Annotated in this window: 18 protein-coding genes; 6 read left to right on the top strand and 12 right to left on the bottom strand. The window is 49.9% G+C overall.

The features are described from left to right. Positions 1–12 precede the first annotated feature (12 nt). Entirely contained in the window at positions 13–1,644 is a 1,632-nt protein-coding gene (locus Q8O77_RS18420) for an NAD(P)/FAD-dependent oxidoreductase (protein WP_305556770.1), read from the bottom strand. 156 nt (positions 1,645–1,800) lie between these two features. Here Q8O77_RS18420 and fdxA point away from each other — a divergent pair, with 156 nt between their 5' ends. Then, positions 1,801–2,127, top strand: a complete 327-nt coding sequence (gene fdxA, locus Q8O77_RS18415; protein WP_305556767.1) for a ferredoxin FdxA — start codon at positions 1,801–1,803, stop codon at positions 2,125–2,127. Between the two features lie 10 nt (positions 2,128–2,137). Here fdxA and Q8O77_RS18410 read toward each other — a convergent pair whose 3' ends face one another. The 3 genes from Q8O77_RS18410 to Q8O77_RS18400 form a co-directional block, all read right to left on the bottom strand. Then, positions 2,138–2,278: a DUF3149 domain-containing protein gene (locus Q8O77_RS18410; protein WP_305556764.1), complete on the bottom strand. Its 141-nt coding sequence runs from the start codon at positions 2,276–2,278 to the stop codon at positions 2,138–2,140. 76 nt (positions 2,279–2,354) lie between these two features. Then, a complete protein-coding gene (locus tag Q8O77_RS18405) occupies positions 2,355–2,843 on the bottom strand; it encodes a TIGR02444 family protein (RefSeq protein WP_305556761.1) in 489 nt (162 codons plus the stop codon). A gap of 10 nt (positions 2,844–2,853) precedes the next feature. After that, positions 2,854–4,761 carry an ATP-binding cassette domain-containing protein gene (locus tag Q8O77_RS18400; RefSeq protein WP_305556759.1) on the bottom strand — a complete coding sequence of 636 codons (1,908 nt, stop codon included), beginning with the start codon at positions 4,759–4,761 and terminating at the stop codon, positions 2,854–2,856. 103 nt (positions 4,762–4,864) lie between these two features. Between Q8O77_RS18400 and Q8O77_RS18395 the strand changes: the two genes are divergently transcribed. Then, positions 4,865–5,071: a YheV family putative zinc ribbon protein gene (locus Q8O77_RS18395; RefSeq protein WP_173501710.1), complete on the top strand. Its 207-nt coding sequence runs from the start codon at positions 4,865–4,867 to the stop codon at positions 5,069–5,071. A gap of 2 nt (positions 5,072–5,073) precedes the next feature. On the opposite strand, the gene Q8O77_RS18390 is transcribed toward Q8O77_RS18395, so the two are convergent. Together Q8O77_RS18390 and Q8O77_RS18385 are read right to left on the bottom strand one after the other, a co-directional pair. Beyond that, positions 5,074–5,301 (bottom strand): SlyX family protein, encoded by a 228-nt coding sequence (locus Q8O77_RS18390; RefSeq protein WP_068236801.1) that lies wholly within the window; start codon positions 5,299–5,301, stop codon positions 5,074–5,076. Beyond that, positions 5,288–6,286 carry a WD40 repeat domain-containing protein gene (locus tag Q8O77_RS18385; RefSeq protein WP_305556751.1) on the bottom strand — a complete coding sequence of 333 codons (999 nt, stop codon included), beginning with the start codon at positions 6,284–6,286 and terminating at the stop codon, positions 5,288–5,290. Before Q8O77_RS18385 ends, Q8O77_RS18390 begins: the two co-directional genes overlap by 14 nt. A gap of 87 nt (positions 6,287–6,373) precedes the next feature. Between Q8O77_RS18385 and fkpA the strand changes: the two genes are divergently transcribed. Next, positions 6,374–7,105 carry an FKBP-type peptidyl-prolyl cis-trans isomerase gene (fkpA, locus tag Q8O77_RS18380; protein WP_305556749.1) on the top strand — a complete coding sequence of 244 codons (732 nt, stop codon included), beginning with the start codon at positions 6,374–6,376 and terminating at the stop codon, positions 7,103–7,105. Positions 7,106–7,155: 50 nt separating this feature from the next. Here fkpA and rsd read toward each other — a convergent pair whose 3' ends face one another. Beyond that, positions 7,156–7,641, bottom strand: coding sequence for a sigma D regulator (rsd, locus tag Q8O77_RS18375; protein ID WP_305556747.1), 486 nt, complete (start codon positions 7,639–7,641; stop codon positions 7,156–7,158). A gap of 144 nt (positions 7,642–7,785) precedes the next feature. On the opposite strand from rsd, the gene nudC reads away from it, so the two are divergent. Then, positions 7,786–8,592: an NAD(+) diphosphatase gene (gene nudC / locus Q8O77_RS18370; RefSeq protein ID WP_305556745.1), complete on the top strand. Its 807-nt coding sequence runs from the start codon at positions 7,786–7,788 to the stop codon at positions 8,590–8,592. Positions 8,593–8,801: 209 nt separating this feature from the next. Continuing rightward, entirely contained in the window at positions 8,802–9,881 is a 1,080-nt protein-coding gene (gene hemE / locus Q8O77_RS18365) for a uroporphyrinogen decarboxylase (protein WP_305556743.1), read from the top strand. A gap of 35 nt (positions 9,882–9,916) precedes the next feature. Here hemE and Q8O77_RS18360 read toward each other — a convergent pair whose 3' ends face one another. The 3 genes from Q8O77_RS18360 to Q8O77_RS18350 all read right to left on the bottom strand — a co-directional run bounded on the left by Q8O77_RS18360 (position 9,917) and on the right by Q8O77_RS18350 (position 14,037). Further along, the gene (locus Q8O77_RS18360; protein ID WP_305556741.1) at positions 9,917–11,281 is read right to left on the bottom strand and encodes a TonB family protein; all 1,365 of its coding nucleotides are present in this window, start codon (positions 11,279–11,281) and stop codon (positions 9,917–9,919) included. A 126-nt stretch (positions 11,282–11,407) separates the two neighbouring features. Next, positions 11,408–12,832: a Si-specific NAD(P)(+) transhydrogenase gene (sthA, locus tag Q8O77_RS18355; RefSeq protein ID WP_305556737.1), complete on the bottom strand. Its 1,425-nt coding sequence runs from the start codon at positions 12,830–12,832 to the stop codon at positions 11,408–11,410. 86 nt (positions 12,833–12,918) lie between these two features. Further along, positions 12,919–14,037: a fatty acid desaturase gene (locus tag Q8O77_RS18350; protein ID WP_305556734.1), complete on the bottom strand. Its 1,119-nt coding sequence runs from the start codon at positions 14,035–14,037 to the stop codon at positions 12,919–12,921. Positions 14,038–14,135: 98 nt separating this feature from the next. On the opposite strand from Q8O77_RS18350, the gene fabR reads away from it, so the two are divergent. After that, complete coding sequence (gene fabR / locus Q8O77_RS18345) at positions 14,136–14,744, top strand: HTH-type transcriptional repressor FabR (protein ID WP_305556731.1); 609 nt, start codon at positions 14,136–14,138, stop codon at positions 14,742–14,744. Between the two features lie 8 nt (positions 14,745–14,752). On the opposite strand, the gene trmA is transcribed toward fabR, so the two are convergent. Continuing rightward, positions 14,753–15,850, bottom strand: coding sequence for a tRNA (uridine(54)-C5)-methyltransferase TrmA (gene trmA, locus Q8O77_RS18340; protein ID WP_305556729.1), 1,098 nt, complete (start codon positions 15,848–15,850; stop codon positions 14,753–14,755). Between the two features lie 130 nt (positions 15,851–15,980). After that, positions 15,981–16,472 (bottom strand): RNA-binding protein, encoded by a 492-nt coding sequence (locus Q8O77_RS18335; protein WP_305556727.1) that lies wholly within the window; start codon positions 16,470–16,472, stop codon positions 15,981–15,983. Between the last annotated feature and the right edge of the window lie 450 nt (positions 16,473–16,922).

Here is a 16,922-nt window from a genome sequence, read left to right as displayed (position 1 = left end):
GCATTGATAGCATTAATTGCCGGCATCTGCGACCAGGCTCTGCACGCCCGGCATCGCCAGTGCTACTGCTTCTGCGACTTTAATGCCATCTATACCGGCGGATAAAATACCGCCGGCGTAACCGGCGCCTTCACCGGCCGGGTACAGGCCTTTGATATTAACGCTTTGGTAGTCGGCACCGCGTTTAATACAAATCGGCGATGAGGTGCGGGTTTCTACTCCGGTTAACAAGCCGTCGGCCTTGGCAAAGCCTTTAATTTGCCGGTCGAACGCCGGTATGGCTTCGCGAATGGCGGCGACAGCGAAATCCGGTAGTACCTGCGCCAGATCGGTAAGGGTAATATTGGGTGTATAAGAGGGTTTAACTTCACCCAGTTCAGTGGAGGCCTTGCCGGCCAGAAAATCACCAATTAACTGGGCCGGTGCATGGTAGTTTTCGCCACCCAGTTTAAACGCCTGCTGTTCGAGTTTACGTTGTAAAGCGATACCGGCCAGCGGGTGGCCCGGATAATCACGCTGTGGGTCTATACCGACGACTATGGCGCTATTGGCGTTACGCTCGTGGCGTGAATACTGGCTCATGCCATTGGTAACCACGCCGCCATGCTCAGACGCGGCAGCTACCACAGTGCCGCCAGGGCACATACAAAAACTGTATACGCTGCGGCCATTGCTGCAGTGATGCACCAGCTTGTAATCGGCGGCGCCTAAAATCGGGTTGCCGGCGTTGGGGCCAAAGCGACACTCATCAATCATGGATTGCTCATGCTCGATACGAAAGCCAATCGAGAACGGCTTGGCTTCGACATACACGCCTTTGTCATACAGCATTTGAAAGGTATCGCGCGCGCTGTGGCCCACTGCCAACACCACATGGCGGCTGTTTAAGCGCTCGCCTGTTGCCAGGGTCAGGCCGGTGACCTGGCCATCTTCGATATGTAAGTCGTCTACCCGGCTGCTAAAGCGAATTTCGCCGCCCAATTCGATAATAGTAGCGCGCATTTTTTCCACCATCGCCACCAGCTTAAAGGTGCCGATATGCGGCTTATTCACGTACATAATTTCGTCCGGCGCACCGGCGGCAACAAATTCGCTCATCACTTTGCGGCCGTAATGCTTAGGATCTTTTACCTGGCTGTACAGCTTGCCATCGGAAAAGGTACCGGCGCCGCCTTCACCATACTGCACGTTTGACTCGGGGTTAAGCTCTTTACCGCGCCAAAAGCCAAAGGTGTCTTTGGTGCGCTCACGTACTTCTTTGCCGCGCTCTAAAATAATCGGTTTAAAGCCCATTTGTGCCAGCACTAAGCCGGCAAATAAACCACAGGGGCCCAGGCCGATCACAATCGGCCGTTCGGCTAACTGCTCTGGCGCTTTGGCGACAAATTTGTAGCTGGTATCCGGCGAAGGTTTAACGTGCTGATCTTTAGCGAAGGTTTTCAGTAGCGCGGCTTCGTTGTCTACCTCAATATCCAGCGTATAAATAAGCTGGATATCGGTTTTTTTGCGCGCATCAAAGCCGCGTTTAAATACCGTAAAGCTATGCAGCTGCTCTGGTTTTAGTTTAAGTTTATCGATAATGGCGGCAGTTAGTGCATTTTCGTCGTGGTTTAACGGCAGTTTTATTTCGGTCAGGCGCAGCATAGGGGTTCCAAATCGGTGTCATTGCTGCGCAGCAACAGGCGAGCAGCTCACAAGATTTGGCTATTTTACGTTAACTGCGCGGCTTTGTCCGTAGTCTTGTTTTTTCGCAGCGCTGCAGTATGATCGCCAGCCTGAAACAATAGGAGCCAATACGCTATGGCCTTTGTGGTACTGGATAACTGTATAAAATGCAAATACACCGACTGCGTAGCCGTATGTCCGGTAGATGCGTTTTTTGAAGGGCCCAACTTTCTGGCAATAGATCCGGTTATTTGTATTGATTGCGGCTTATGCGAACCGGAGTGTCCGGCCAATGCCATAGTGCAGGAAGATAAGGTGCCGGCAGAACAGCAGGGCTTTATTCAGCTGAATGCTGAGCTGGCGCAGGTTTGGCCGAATATCCGCGAAGTAAAACCGGCACCAGGCGATGCCGATGCCTGGAATGGTGTACCGGACAAACTGCAGTATCTGGCAATAGAGTAGCTATCTGCGGCTACTTGCCGTCGGGCTGCTCGTGCTCCACTTTGTAAATAAAGTACACGGCGTAAAAAATACACAGGCCAATCACAATAGCTAAACCGGTAAAAGAGATAAAAATTACCGGGTCGTTTAAAAATTCCTGCCACAGGTTCATAACCTTGCCCTCTTGCTGTGTTGTTAGCGCAAGTGTAGGTAAAGCAATAACCGGCTTAGCTGATACAGATCAAAGATTAGCTGTTGTGCTGGTTTAACCGTTTGCAGGCTTGACGCAGATCAAGTATTTGCGCTGCCACTGCGTCGGTATCAGCGTTGAGTTGGGCTAAGTACAGCTCCAGCAAAGGCGCGGCATCGGCTGTTAACGTTGGGCAGTGTTGCAGCAACAGCTGTTGTTCCAGCTTTTCCAGTTCCAGCTCGGCTTGTAGCAAAGCCTGTTTTAATGTTTGCTGTTGTGCCGGCAATAGCGGAGCGGCCGCGCTGTTTTGTCGCAGCGTGCGCAGTGGCCTGGTAAATTGAGCGCTGAAGTTGTCCAATTTCGCTGCCAATTGCTGCAGCTCAGAAGCGCTTAAACTAAGCTGTTGTTGCTCTAAATAGCACAGCAACAGCAGCAGGTTAACGTTTACGCCCGGTTCGTTCTGCCATTGCAGACAGAGGTTTTTTACCTGCGGGTACAGCTGCAGACTAAATTGCCACAACGCTTCTGCGCTAATGCGCTCAGGCATTTTGCTGCTGTTAAGCATTGTTCTGCCAGAACTGCGCGGTTTTTTGTTCCAGTTCATCCTGTGCCATAAACCAGTCTTCTTCAATACTGGCCAGGCTACTGCTGGCGCTGGCTTGTTTCGCTAATAGTTCAGTCAGTTCGGCTTTACGTTTGGCGTCGTAAATATCCGCATCGGCCATTTTTTCTTCTATTGCCGCCAGCTCTTTGGTCAGCTTTTCCTGCTGTTGCTCCAGCTTTTCCACTTTTTGCTTTACAGGGCGCAGTAAATTGCGCAAGTCAGCTTCCAGCCGTTTTTGGTCTTTACGTACCACATTGCCGCTTACCGGCGTGTCGGCCTGAGCGGCATTGGCTGCTTGGCGTGCATCTTGTTGCAGCCATTGGTAATAGTCGGCTAAATCGCCGTCAAAGGGTGCTACGCGGCCATGGGCAACTAAATAAAACTCGTCGGTACAGCTGCTGAGCAGATGGCGGTCGTGCGACACGATAACAATGGCGCCTTCAAACTCCTGCAGCGCCATTACTATGGCTTCACGCATATCCAAATCAAGGTGGTTGGTTGGTTCATCCAGCAGCAACAGGTTGGGGCGCTGGTAAACAATAAGTGCCAGCACTAAGCGGGCTTTTTCGCCACCGGAAAACGGTGCACAGGCTTCCAGCGCTTTATCGCCGTGAAAGCCAAAACCGCCTAAAAAGTCGCGCAGTTTTTGCTCCGGCACCAGCGGGTCTAACCGCACCAGATGTTGCAGCGGCGAATCTTGTGGCCGTAGGGTTTCCAGTTGATGCTGGGCGAAATAGCCCAAACTTACGCCATTGGCGTACCACACTTCACCGCTTTGCGGTGTCATGCCGCCGGACAGCAGCTTAATTAACGTGGATTTACCGGCGCCGTTGCGGCCGAGTAAACCGATGCGGCTGCCAGGCAGCAGCTGGAATTTAATCTGGCTTAAAATGACTTTGTCGGCATAGCCGGCCTGTACGTTTTCCATTTTTAATAATGGATTAGGCAGGGCTTTGGGTTCGCGAAAACTAAAGCTGAACGGCGAATCAACATGCGCCGGTGCCAATATTGTCATCCGTTCCAGCGCTTTAATCCGGCTTTGTGCCTGGCGGGCTTTGGTGGCCTGCGCCTTAAAGCGGTCAATAAACTTCTGCAGGTGCGCGACCTGGCGTTGTTGTTTGTCAAAGTTGGCCTGATGCTGCGATAACTGCTCAGCGCGCTGGCGTTCAAACTGGCTGTAGTTACCTTTGTATAACGTCAGCGTTTGGCGTTCAATGTGCACAATATTGTCGGTAACCGCATCGAGAAAATCGCGGTCGTGGCTGATCAGCAGCAAGGTGCCCTGATAATTACTCAGGTATTTTTCCAGCCACAGCACGGCGTCTAAATCGAGGTGGTTGGTAGGTTCATCCAGCAGCAACAGCTCAGCGCGTTGCATTAACGCCCGCGCCAGGTTTAACCGCATACGCCAGCCACCGGAGAATGACTTTACCGCATGTTGCTGCGCTTCACCGCTAAAGCCGAGGCCGTCGAGCAAAATACCGGCTTTGGCTTCGGCGCGATAGCCATCTAAAGCTTCAATCTGCAGGTGCACCGCAGCAAGATCGGACTCGCTGCAACCGGTACGCACTTTTAACAACAGCGGAAACAGTTTTTCATCGCCCTGCAATACATAATCCATCGCGCTGCAATCCAGCGCCGGCGTTTCCTGGGCGACAGTAGAGATATGCCAACCGGCAGGAATATTGACCTGGCCGGCGTCGGCGTGCAGTTTATTTTGCAACAGAGCAAATAAGCTGGATTTACCACAGCCGTTGGCACCGACAATTCCCACCTTTTGCCCCGGAAATACGGTAAGATCGGCGCCCTGAAACAAACATTGAATACCGCGGCGCAATTCGACCTGTTGAAGCTGGATCATGTTTTATCCTGTGTACTGAATTGGGTTGCTAATTTACCCGTATAACGCCAACAAACCAAGGCTTGGCGGATAAAATCACCGCGGCTACCTGATGAGGTGCGACATGACAACACGTAAAAAGAAACGTTTTATTGCCGGTGCCAGCTGCCCGAAATGCAAGGCAGTAGATACGATGATGTTGTTTTTGGAAAACAATGTTGAAAAAGTCGAATGCGTGGAATGCGGGCATCAGATGGTGCAGCCCGAGGCGCAGATAGCCAAAGCCAGCCGCGCCGCCGAGCAGGTTATCGGGGTGTTTAAGCCGGAGTAATATTAATAATGCGGTGGTGGTGGCTCCTCCTCTGGCCGCAATATACCCTGATCATCCGGCAGGTTACGCAGTTTCTCAGCCAGCAGCATCACTTGCTGGGCCAGCCGGTCTATGCGTTTTTGGTGTTCCAGCAATTCATTGCTCAGGCTGTTTACCGTATCTTCCTGAAACGCCAGTTTGCTTTCCAGTTCAACAATATGCAGCTGTAATTCCTGCTCACTTGGTGTCATCTGTTATCTCCCATACTTCGGCTATGCCACTGGAGCTTTCGCTGATAAGCTGATTATTTGGTAAAAAGGCTACTGCATGCACTACTGCGCTGGGCGGGCGGCTGTCGGCTTTTACCCCAACTTGCCACTGCTGTAGCTCGCGGCCGGTTTGCACATCCCATAACGCCAGTTTACGCGTAGGTGCGCCGGTGGCGAGGTATTTACCGTCGCTGCTAAAGCGCACCGCGCTGAAGATTTGTTGGCGGGCAACAAATTTCAAGGCACTGACTAAACGGCCGGTTTGAATATCCCAAATTTGCGCTAAATCCTGGCTGTCGGCGGTAAAGGCATAACGGCCCTGAGGGTCCAGTGCAACCTTGGTCACCCGGCTGGGGTGGCTGAAGCTGTACAAAATTTGCGCGCTTTGCGTATCCCATAAATGCGCTTTATAGTCGTTGCCGCCGGTTAAGGCATAGCGGCCATTGGGCGACATGGCAACACTGTTGATACGTTCGGTATGGCCAAGAAACTCTAACCTGCGCCCGGAAGACAAGGTAATGTGCTGCACGCCGCCATTACTTTTACCAATCAGTAAATGCTCGCCGTTGTCGGACACGGCGACATCGCGTACCGTAGCGGCATCAAGTTGCCAAAAACCGGTATTTTCGCCATTACTTATTTGCCATAAGGCGTAAGTGTTTTGGTCGGCGGTTAATACATGGCTGTTGTTGTTGCTTACCGCCAGGCTAAACACCAGGTTTTCAGCGGTGTCCTGATGTTTCCATTGGTATTTCAGTGCATTGGCTTGTAAATCCCACAATGCGACACCATCCTGAATAGACGATACCGCAGCATAACGGCCGTCATCAGACAAAGCAGCAGCATAACTGCCTTGTGCTACATGCGGAAATTGCTGTAGTGGTGCTGTTGCAGTTAATTTTTCACAGCCGGTAAGCAGTAATAGCAGAAAAAAACCGGGATATTTCATGTCGGGTGTTAACCTCATCCGCACAAACCGTTAGTATAGGTCAGTTCATTGGACACTATTAAAACATACTTTTGCAGCCCTGCTGCGTAAATCTTGGAGAACAGAATGCGCTTAGTTACCAAAATGTCACTGGTTGCAGTGGCCGTTATAACTCTGGCAGCTTGCCAGAAAGAAACCGCACAACAGCCGGTAGTACTGGATACTGACGCGGCAAAACAGTCTTACAGTTTAGGTGTGTCAGTAGGCAGCTATTTGGACAGCACCCTGGTTGAATATAACAACATGGGCTTGTCACTGGACAGCGCTTTGATTTTACGCGGTGTACAAGATTCGATTGCTAAGAAAACTGCGCTGAGCGAAGAAGAAGTGCAAACGATGATGGCTGCACTGGAAGAACAGTTCCGCGAAAAACAAACTGCTATTGCTGAAGCAGAAGCAGCACAAGCTGTTGCAGCCGGTAAAACCTACTTAGAAGAAAACGCCAAGAAAGAAGGCGTTGCGGTTACTGAGTCTGGTTTGCAATATGAAGTGTTGCAAGCGGCTGAAGGCGCTAAGCCGGCAGCAACTGATACAGTAAAAGTACACTATACCGGTACTCTGGTAGACGGCACCAAGTTTGACAGTTCGCACGACCGTGGTGAACCGGCACAGTTCCCGTTAAACCGCGTAATTCCGGGCTGGACTGAAGGTGTGCAGCTGATGAATGTCGGCTCTAAGTATAAGTTCACTATCCCGGCAGAGCTGGCTTACGGTGAGCGTGATATGGGCGTGATTAAGCCAAACAGCGTACTGGTATTTGAAGTAGAGCTGCTGGAAATTGTTACAGCGGCGGAATAATCTGCTGTTAAAGTAAAAAAAGCGGCTTTTGCCGCTTTTTTGCTTTTATATCAAGCTGACAGGCTATTGTCGGTGTGCTTTTCGTACAGGGTGTTAATTAACTCATCTTCGTATTCAAAGCGCTCTTCCAGTGCCTGACCCAGAGCTGACAATTCACGGTCAAAAGCAGCGCTGTGGCGCGTACTTAAATGATCCGCGTATAAATCGTTAAAATTTAACGCCAGGTCGGTAGACACGGCGATTTTCGGATACAGGCTGTCAGCAAGCTTACGGCTGTCGGTGCCATTTACAGCACACTCTGACACGATACGCTCGTATACTTCAAAATGTCCGGCAGATAAGTAATCTACCATCAGCTGACAAAACTCCTGCACGGCCGCTTGAGCAGGCAAGGTGGTACGCTTGTTATCAAAAGGTGGCAATGCCGCCAGTTTGCAATAACTGACGATAAGCTGCTGCCGTTCTTCCAGCCAGTTGTCGATGGCGGTAAGTGAGCCACCCCATTTTTTTTGCGCGGTCTGCACACGGGTGTACATTGCCTTCTCCTTAGGTGCAGCGGCTGTGCTGCAGTAATCTCTAATTAAATGAATTTTGCTGCAAAGATCAACCGTTTTTTTATTGGTCAGCCCAGTGAACGGCATTATGATAGCGTGAAATACAGAGTACAGCACAGGTAGGGTATGATCAAACATAGTATGGCGCTAAAGGCAAATCAGCACGGCACCTGGCTGGTAGTGAACCGCGGACGGATTTGGCTTAATGCAGATCGCCGCTTGCCGCTAGGGGCTTTTGCCGAATTGCCGTTATCGGCAGAGCCGGAGCAGATTTGTTGGTTGGGTAAGCTGGCGGGGCGTGATGCGTATTTGCTGGTAAACCATGACCATATAGCCGATGAAACACAGTGGGTATCGCCACGGGAGTTACTGGCAGAGGGCGAAGACGTGTTTCAGCTGGCCGCCCGTGCTGTGCAGGTGGCGTTGTTCTTACAAACGCATCGTTTTTGCGGCCAATGCGGCAGCGCCATGCATTTGGTGCACTGGGAGTTGGCCATGCTGTGCAGTAAATGCGGCCATCGTTGTTATCCGCGTATCGCACCTTGTGTACTGGTAGGGATTATTAAAGATGATCAGGTGTTATTGGCCCGATCCAGCCGGCACCGTCCCGGCTTCTTCTCGATTCTGGCCGGTTTTGTTGAGTCTGCTGAAACACTGGAGCAAGCCGCGGTACGCGAGGTAAAAGAAGAAGTGGGGGTGGATATCTGCAATTTGCGCTATGTCGGCAGCCAGCCGTGGCCGTTCCCGCATTCATTGATGACCGGCTTTATTGCGGATTACGCCAGCGGCGACATCGTTTGCCAGCCGCAAGAGATTGAAGAGGCGCATTGGTTTGCCCTGGATGCACTGCCGGAGGTACCACCGACTGAGACGTTATCAGGACAAATTATTGAGCAGTTGCGGCAAATAGCAGGTAATAAAAAAGCCACATAAAGTGGCTTAACTAAATTTTTCGCGTGGTCCCGTTGGAACGGGCTTCTTTCTTGTTATTCTTCACTAGCGCAGCAATGTTATAGCAGATGCCCGGTTTGATGGCAAGCATTGGCCTGAAAAAACCTGAACACAGCATTTACCGTGAAAACATAGTCGCTGCCGCCACACAATGCTAAAATGGCACCAATCGAGTGAATGGCGGATACAGCATGCAATTACAAAATGATCGTTACCTCAGGGCCTTATTAAAACAGCCGGTAGACAGAACGCCGGTGTGGATGATGCGTCAGGCCGGGCGTTATCTGCCTGAATACCGCGCCACCCGTGCGCAAGCCGGTGACTTTATGTCACTGTGCAAAAACCCTGAGCTGGCATGTGAAGTAACCCTACAACCACTACGCCGCTATGCATTAGATGCTGCGATTTTGTTTAGTGATATTTTGACAATTCCGGATGCAATGGGCTTAGGTTTATATTTCGGTGAAGGTGAAGGGCCTAAATTTCAACGGCCACTGCGCGACTTTGTTGATATTGCCAATCTACCCATTCCGGACCCGGAGCAGGAACTACGCTACGTGATGGACGCCGTGCGGACTATCCGGCGTGAACTGAACGGCAGTGTACCCTTGATTGGCTTCTCCGGCAGCCCGTGGACATTAGCAACCTATATGGTCGAAGGCGGCGGCAGCAAGACGTTCGGTATCATCAAAAAGATGATGTTTAGCGAGCCGGAGGCATTGCATCTGCTGCTGGATAAATTAGCGCAAAGTGTGGTGTTGTATCTGAATGCGCAAATTGCTGCCGGGGCTCAGTCTGTTATGATTTTTGATACTTGGGGTGGTGTATTAACCCCGCGCGATTATCAGGAGTTCTCGTTAGGCTATATGCAGCAGATCGTAAACGGCTTAACCCGTGAGGCTGACGGCCGGAAAGTGCCGGTAACCCTGTTTACCAAAAACGGCGGCATGTGGCTGGAAACGATTGCCAACACCGGCTGCGATGCGCTGGGCTTAGACTGGACCATTAACATTAGTGACGCCAAAGCCCGTGTTGGCGATAAAGTGGCGTTGCAGGGCAATATGGATCCGTCTGTTCTGCTGGGTTCACCTGAGCGTATTCGTCAGGAAGTGCAGATGATACTGGATGGTTTTGGCCAGGGCAGCGGTCACGTGTTTAACTTAGGCCATGGTATTACGCCGGACGTTGACCCGGAACGTGTCAGTGTATTTATTGATGCGGTACATGCTTTTAGCCGTACCTATCATATGAATGCAGACATTACTGAGTAAGTGATGTAACTCCCCGGCCGCCAGGCCGGGGAGACTTAGTTGGAACCTGCAGCTGCTGTTTGATAATCCGCTAACAAGTCTTCAAAATTAGTAATGGTCCAATTGCGTGCTTTAGCTTGTTCCACAGCCTGGCGTAACATAGACTCTCCGCGGCTTTGCTGGCCAAGCTCAATAAAAGCCACACCCAGCGTAGACAACAGATTTGGGTTGTTGGCGTCTATAGTGCGGCCTTGCTCTGCCAGCCGGATGGCCTTTTGCGGATCATGCAGTGTAGGGTCGTCAGACATTGCCAACAAGGCTGCGTACTCGGTTATTGCCGGCATATATTCTTTTAATGCGGCGATTTCCAAATAAGCTGCCGCTTTGTGCGGGTCATAGTTAACATTATTGCTATCCAGTAGTTCCTGTGCCAGTAAGTAGGCTGCGCGAGCGTCGCCGCCATCAGCGGAGATACCCAGCCAGTTTATGGCTTTGCTGGGGTCGCGGTCACAGCCATTGCCGGTAACGAGGCATTGGGCTAAGCGGTACTGAGCCGGTTGATAGCTGTTTATCGCAGCTTGCATGTACCAGTTTAGCGGGGCTGGATCTTTTACAATATTATTCTCGGCCAACACGGCGTACAGATACTGGTATTTGGCGGACTCCGCTTTTGCCGCGGCCAGTATCGCATCAAGGTATTCCTGATTGTCGCGCTGAAACTTTCTGGCTTGAGTACCGGCGGAAGATTTGATCTGAAAAGTGCGCGACTGCATTTCCAGCCGCATTGGCTCACCGTACAAATCTTTTGGTGGCTCAAAACGCCAATTCTTTAAAGCTTCTAATACGTAATCGTTGATACCATCGATGGGAAAAGATGCTACTACATTAGCATTCTCTACGCTGCCATCTTCGATAATATCATAATGCACCACCGCCCAGGCTGATACGCCGGAACGTTCAAAATAAGCGGGATATTCAGGTTCCGGCGTACTTAATGCTTTAGCTCTGATGTCGTTACTGACGTAGCGGTTTGCGGTAGGATAAAGGTTTGCAGCCAGAGCAGCTTTACCAAATTCGTTATTCAACGCTGTATAAACTTCTTTACCCTCCCGTCTTGATTCCAGCTTAGTACGCAAAGCACGGTATTGTTTGTCTGCCAGCGGATGCTCGCGCTCGCGGCTAATCAGGGTCCAGGCATAAGCAAGATTCATATCAGGGTCAACACCCAGGCCTTCTGCGTACATACGCGATAACAAAAACTGCGCTTCCAGATGACCGAGCTCGGCCAGTGTTTCCAACTGCGGTTTAGCCAGCGCATATTCCTGCTTATCAAATAACGCTTTAGCCGTTGGAAAATCGGCCTGCGCTTGCCATGACAGCGCCAACCAAAGCAACCCCAAACCATACCGAAGCTGTACCATAAAACTCCACCACACTGTTTATTTAATTATTATGCATTTGAGTTTACAACGATTTATCAGGCAAAACAAAATTAAATATCAGCATTATTGCAATGAAAATATACTGATATATTTCAATGTTTTAACTTAAAATAACCGGTTCAAACCATTTAACGCTGCCACCCGGTATGCCTCTGCCATCGTAGGATAGTTAAAGGTGGTATGGACGAAATATTCCAGCGTGTTACCGCCATTCTTTTGCATCATAATCGCCTGGCCGATATGCACAATTTCTGCCGCACGCTCGCCAAAACAGTGAATACCCAGTATTTCCAGGGTGTCGCGATGGAACAACAGTTTTAAGCTGCCAACATTGGTGTTAGCAATTTGCGCGCGGGCTAAATGTTTAAACTGGGCGCGGCCTACTTCGTAGGGGATTTTGGCTGCGGTCAGCTCCTGCTCGGTTTTACCGACGGAGCTCATTTCCGGAATGGTATAGATGCCGGCCGGAATGTCAGCGATCAAATGGCCGTCAAGGTTCCCTTTAATAATGGCTTCACCGGCGAGACGGCCTTGGTCATAAGCGGCGCTTGCCAGGCTTGGGTAACCAATCACATCACCAACGGCATAGATATTGTCGACGCTGGTTTGGTATTGCTTATTTACCTTTACCAGGCCCCGGCTGTCCGCTTCCAGACCTATGCCGGCCAGACTCAGCATATCAGTATTACCGGTACGGCCATTGGCAAACAAAAAACAATCAGCTTTCATTTTCTTGCCGGACTTTAAGTGCAGTACTACACCGTCATCTGTGCCTTCAATCCGGTCAAACTCCTCGCCGTGGCGAATCGTCATACCGGAATTCCAAAAGTGGTAACTTAACGAGTCAGAAATTTCGGCATCCATAAAAGACAACAAGCGATCGCGGGTATTGACCAGATCAACCCGCACCCCCAAGCCACGGAAGATAGACGCATATTCGCAGCCGATAACGCCGGCACCATAAATAATAATGTGCTTAGGATCATGTGCCAGTGACAAGATGGTGTCTGAGTCATAAATGCGGCTGTGGCTGAAATCTACGTCAGCCGGCCGGTATGGGCGTGAGCCGGTAGCAATAACGATGGTTTTAGCACTGAGCTCAAAACAACTGCCGTCATCACTGCTGACACTGAGCCGGTGGTTGTCGATAAAACGCGCTTCACCCTGGTATATTTTTACCTGATTGCGGTCGTAGAAACCGGTTCTGAGCCGCACTTGCTTGCGGATCACGCCGGCGGCGTGTTTCAGGATTTGTGAGAATGTCAGTTTGGTATGCTGCTCATCTAACTGAAATAACGGATTTTCGTTAAACTCAATTAACCGGCTGACTGAATGCCGCAGTGCTTTAGACGGGATAGTACCCCAATGGGTACAGCCACCACCAACCGATTGATAACGTTCAATCGCCGCAACCTTAAGCCCGCTTTTTGCCAGGTACATGGCTGCACCTTCACCGCCGGGGCCGGTACCGATAACAATGGCATCAAAATCAAAACTGGCTTTTTTAGCTGAGGCTTTCTTTGTACTCACGCGGTTTATCTCACTGATTTGGCGAAGTTAAACTTGAGCATATCAGGTCTTGGGCACAAAAAAAGAGACCGAAGTCTCTTTTTCTGTCAACTGACCGCTGTTACCAGCCGTTGCCAATGTTGTTGCTGTTGTTGCAGATGTTGTTTGAACTCGCCATAACGTTGTTTAAAGTCTACCGCCTGGTATTGCGCAACCAGTTTGTCTTTACGTTGCAGTAACAGCTGTTTTTTCAGTTGATAGTAGTCCTGCATTCTGGCCAGCAACAATTCGTATTCATGCTCCAGCAGCTGTAACAGCTGGTCGGCATTGGGCCTGAGTTTTACCTTTGCAATAGCGCGTTGTAACTGCATTTTCGCCTTGGCTTGAGCTATGCGCTCTTCCGGCACCACGCGCAAGTTTTGGGTTAATCCAAGCCAGGAAGCGGTTTTAATAAACCATTTAGTCGGGTCAAACTGATACCACTTAATACCGTTGCGATAATCAGATTCAAAAATATGGTGGAAGTTATGGTAACCCTCACCGTAGGTCAGAAAAGCCAGCACACCGTTGTCACGTGCTGAATTCTGATCAGTATAAGGTTGCTTACCCCAGATATGAGCCAGCGAGTTAATAAAGAAAGTAAAATGATGGCTCAATACTAAGCGCAATACGCCCGCAGACAGTAACATGCCGATAATGTTGCCACTGATAATACCCAGTAACAGCGGAATACCAAAGTTAGCGGCGATGGTCAGCAACAAATAGTTTCGGTGTTGCCACATCACAATGTGATTTTTTTGCAGATCGCGACAATTGTTATAATCCGGTTTCTCGACGCCGGGATAGTCACGCAGCATCCAACCCATGTGGCTGTACCAGAAACCGCGGCCGGCGGAGTAAGGGTCTTTATCATTGTTGTCTACATGACGATGATGCGCCCGGTGATCGGCAGACCAGTGCAGTGCGCTATTTTGCAAGGCAAAAGCACCGCCGATAGCGAAAACCCATTGTAAAAACGGATGTGCATCGTAGGTTTTATGCGCCCATAAACGGTGATAACCGGCAGTTATAGACATACCGCAGTAACCTAAGCATATAATAGTGGCTATAATTTCAGACCAGCCAAAACCAACCGTTAAGGCATACCAAGGCACGCCGATGGCGGCAACCAAAGTGGTGATGGAAAATAGCAGGACGTTGGTCCAGATAATCGGTGCTTGCTTCATAAAAGGCCGCTTAGCTTACAACTGTTCGCTCATTCTACTGGTCATAACCCCGGGGTCAAGGTATAAAATAGTGCTTTTCGCGGAATAAAGGGGAATTTGTGTCAAGAGCCGAGCAGAAAGAGCGAACCCGCCGTGCCATTATCAATGCGGCTTTTTCCCAACTAAGCGCAGATAAAAGCTTTGCCAGCTTAAGCTTACGTGAGGTGGCGCGTGAAGCGGGTATAGCGCCAACGTCGTTCTATCGCCACTTTGCCGATATGGATGAGTTGGGGCTGACTTTAGTTGATGAAGCAGGTTTAATGCTGCGCCAGTTAATGCGGCAGGCGCGACAACGTATTGAGAAAAACGGCAGTGTGATCCGCACGTCGATTGAGACCTTTATGGAATTTGTTACCGGCAACAGCAACGTGTTTCGTTTATTGCTGCGTGAGCGCTCCGGTACATCGGCAGCATTCCGAAGTGCCGTAGCACGTGAAATTCAGCATTTTGTTGCCGAATTAGCCGAGTATTTACGTAAAGAAACCACTTGCCCGGACGAGCTGGCCAGGGCGCAGGCAGAAGCGATGGTGATATTAGTGTTTCATACCGGGGCAGATGCGCTGGATGCGCCACCGGAGCAGTACGGTTATTTAACCAGCCGCACCATTACGCAACTGCGCTGGTTGGCGCATGGCGCGGCCGGTTATGGCCGCAAACCTAAAGGCTGACGTTAATGTTACGGGCTTTGGCGTTTTCGCAGCCAAACTCCGCTTTCTATATGGTGGGTGTAAGGGAACTGATCAAACACCGCCAGTTGCACCACATCGTGTGTTTTAGTCAGGGCCTGTAAGTTCTGCGCCAGAGTTTGCGGGTTGCAGGAGATATAAATAATATCGTTAAAGCGGCTTACCAGCTGTTCGGTGCCAGTGTCCAGACCTGCGCGCGGAGGGTCGACCAGCACAGTATTTAACTGCATATCCGCCAAATCCAGTTGCTTCAGTTTAGTGCCTTGCTGCAGTGCGGCTGCCACATCCTCCGCAGACATTTGCAGTACCTGTAAATTGTCGACGTTATTCAGCTCTGTATTGTATTGCGCTGATTTGATTGAAGTGCGGGAAATCTCGGTGGCCACAACCTGGCTAAAACACGGCGCAAGGGCGACAGAGAAATTACCGTTACCGCAATACAGCTCCAGTAAGTCGCCCGACAGCTGCTGTGCTACCTTTTTCGCCCAGCCCAGCATATGGCGGTTTACTTCACCATTGGGCTGAGTAAAGCTGCCTTCCACCTGCTGATACTGCAACTGTTGTCCATCCAACTCAAATTGCTCAGTCACATAGTCGTTGCTTACCATCAGCTTTTGCTTACGCGAGCGGCCGATAAACTTCACCTTATATTGTCCGGCCAGCGTATCGGTAAGTTGCTTCGCCTGCTCCAGCCAACTGTTTGTTAACGGCCGTTTATAAATCAGCGACACCAGCAGTTCGCCGGACAAGGTTGCCAGATAATCTACCTGATACAGCTTGTAGCGTAGCTCGTGATTAAACTGAATGTTTTCCAGTAACTGCGGCATAAAGTCGGCAATGGTGCGACAAGCTACCGGAAAATAGTCAATGCGTACTTTGTCGCGGGTTTGAGAGTCAAACATAGCATGATAAATATCATCGCCGTTATGCCAAATCCGAAACTCAGCACGTAAACGGTAGTGAGCGGGTTCAGAGCGGAAAACCTCTGCTTTGGGGGCATTAAAGTCTGCCAGCAGTTGCTGTACAGCGGCAACCTTGTCTTCAAGTTGCTGTGAATATTGCTCGGGGAAAACCTGACCTACGCTCATTTGTCGCTCTGCTTAACTAAAACGGCTATTTTAAAGCACAGCACAGTTTGAGCCAACCACGAATATCCACCGGCTGATAATTACCGTTAAAAAAGGGAAGCCAATGCTTCCCTTATATAAATACTAACGCCTACTCTTCAGCATCGTCAGTATCCTGACGTTCTTTGGCTTCGCGCACTTTTAATGTGCGTTCCTGGAAATTAAAGTCATTTAACTTTTGGATCATCTTGTTGCCGTCTTTCGCGGCCACTTCAACAAAACCAAAACCACGACGCCGACCTGTTTGCCGGTCTTTCATCAAACGTACATTAACTACAACACCAAAACGCTGGAATAACTCTTTCACGGCATCTTCGTTGGCACGATAAGGCAAGTTACCTACATATAAGGTAGTCGTATCACCTTTATAGTCAGTCACAGCTAAAGGCGCAGTTGAAGAAGCTGCACCGGCACGGTCTTTCACATCTACTAGCACCGGCACCAGTATGCCGGCCGCTAACACACCTATCACCACGAAAATTTCCTGAGCAAACCCCAGCACAGGAAGAAAGGCAAAGCCAAGATAAGCCAACACCGCTAATGCCAGTGTATACGGCAAAGAAGCACGTAAAGTGGGTAACATAATCATATCCTAAGCACTTAGTTCTATTTATCGGAATGCTTTAATAAGATAAAGCAGCCTTATCTTAGCGGTTAGGTAATAAACCGCAACCATAAACCGCAGCTTGTTTGCAGTTGTTTTGTTGCTAAAACATGCAAAAAGCCCATTTAGTAAGCAAACAACAGGCAAAAGCGTATTTTTAGCAAATAACCGCTTGCAGCAATGTAAAAACGCCCTATAATGCGCGCCATGCCACGGGGTGCTGCAGTTTGGGTGCCTCAGGTGAGTTAAGACGGTTTGCAAAAATCTTTCAAAAAGACGCTTGACAGGCCCGCTTAAATCACTAAAATGGCGCCCTCGCTTCACGGTGGTGTTTAACGCGGTGAAATGAGAAAACAAGTCGGGTGTGACGAGAGTTTTTGCAGTAAAGAATCTTCGTCACGCTTGACTTAAAATCCGGGAAGTGTAATA

It is taken from the genome of Rheinheimera sp., from assembly GCF_030690345.1.
In the GTDB taxonomy this organism is placed as follows: Bacteria; Pseudomonadota; Gammaproteobacteria; order Enterobacterales; family Alteromonadaceae; genus Alishewanella.
Note: the sequence above shows the minus strand (reverse complement) of the source record. Positions and strands in the feature narration are given on the sequence as shown.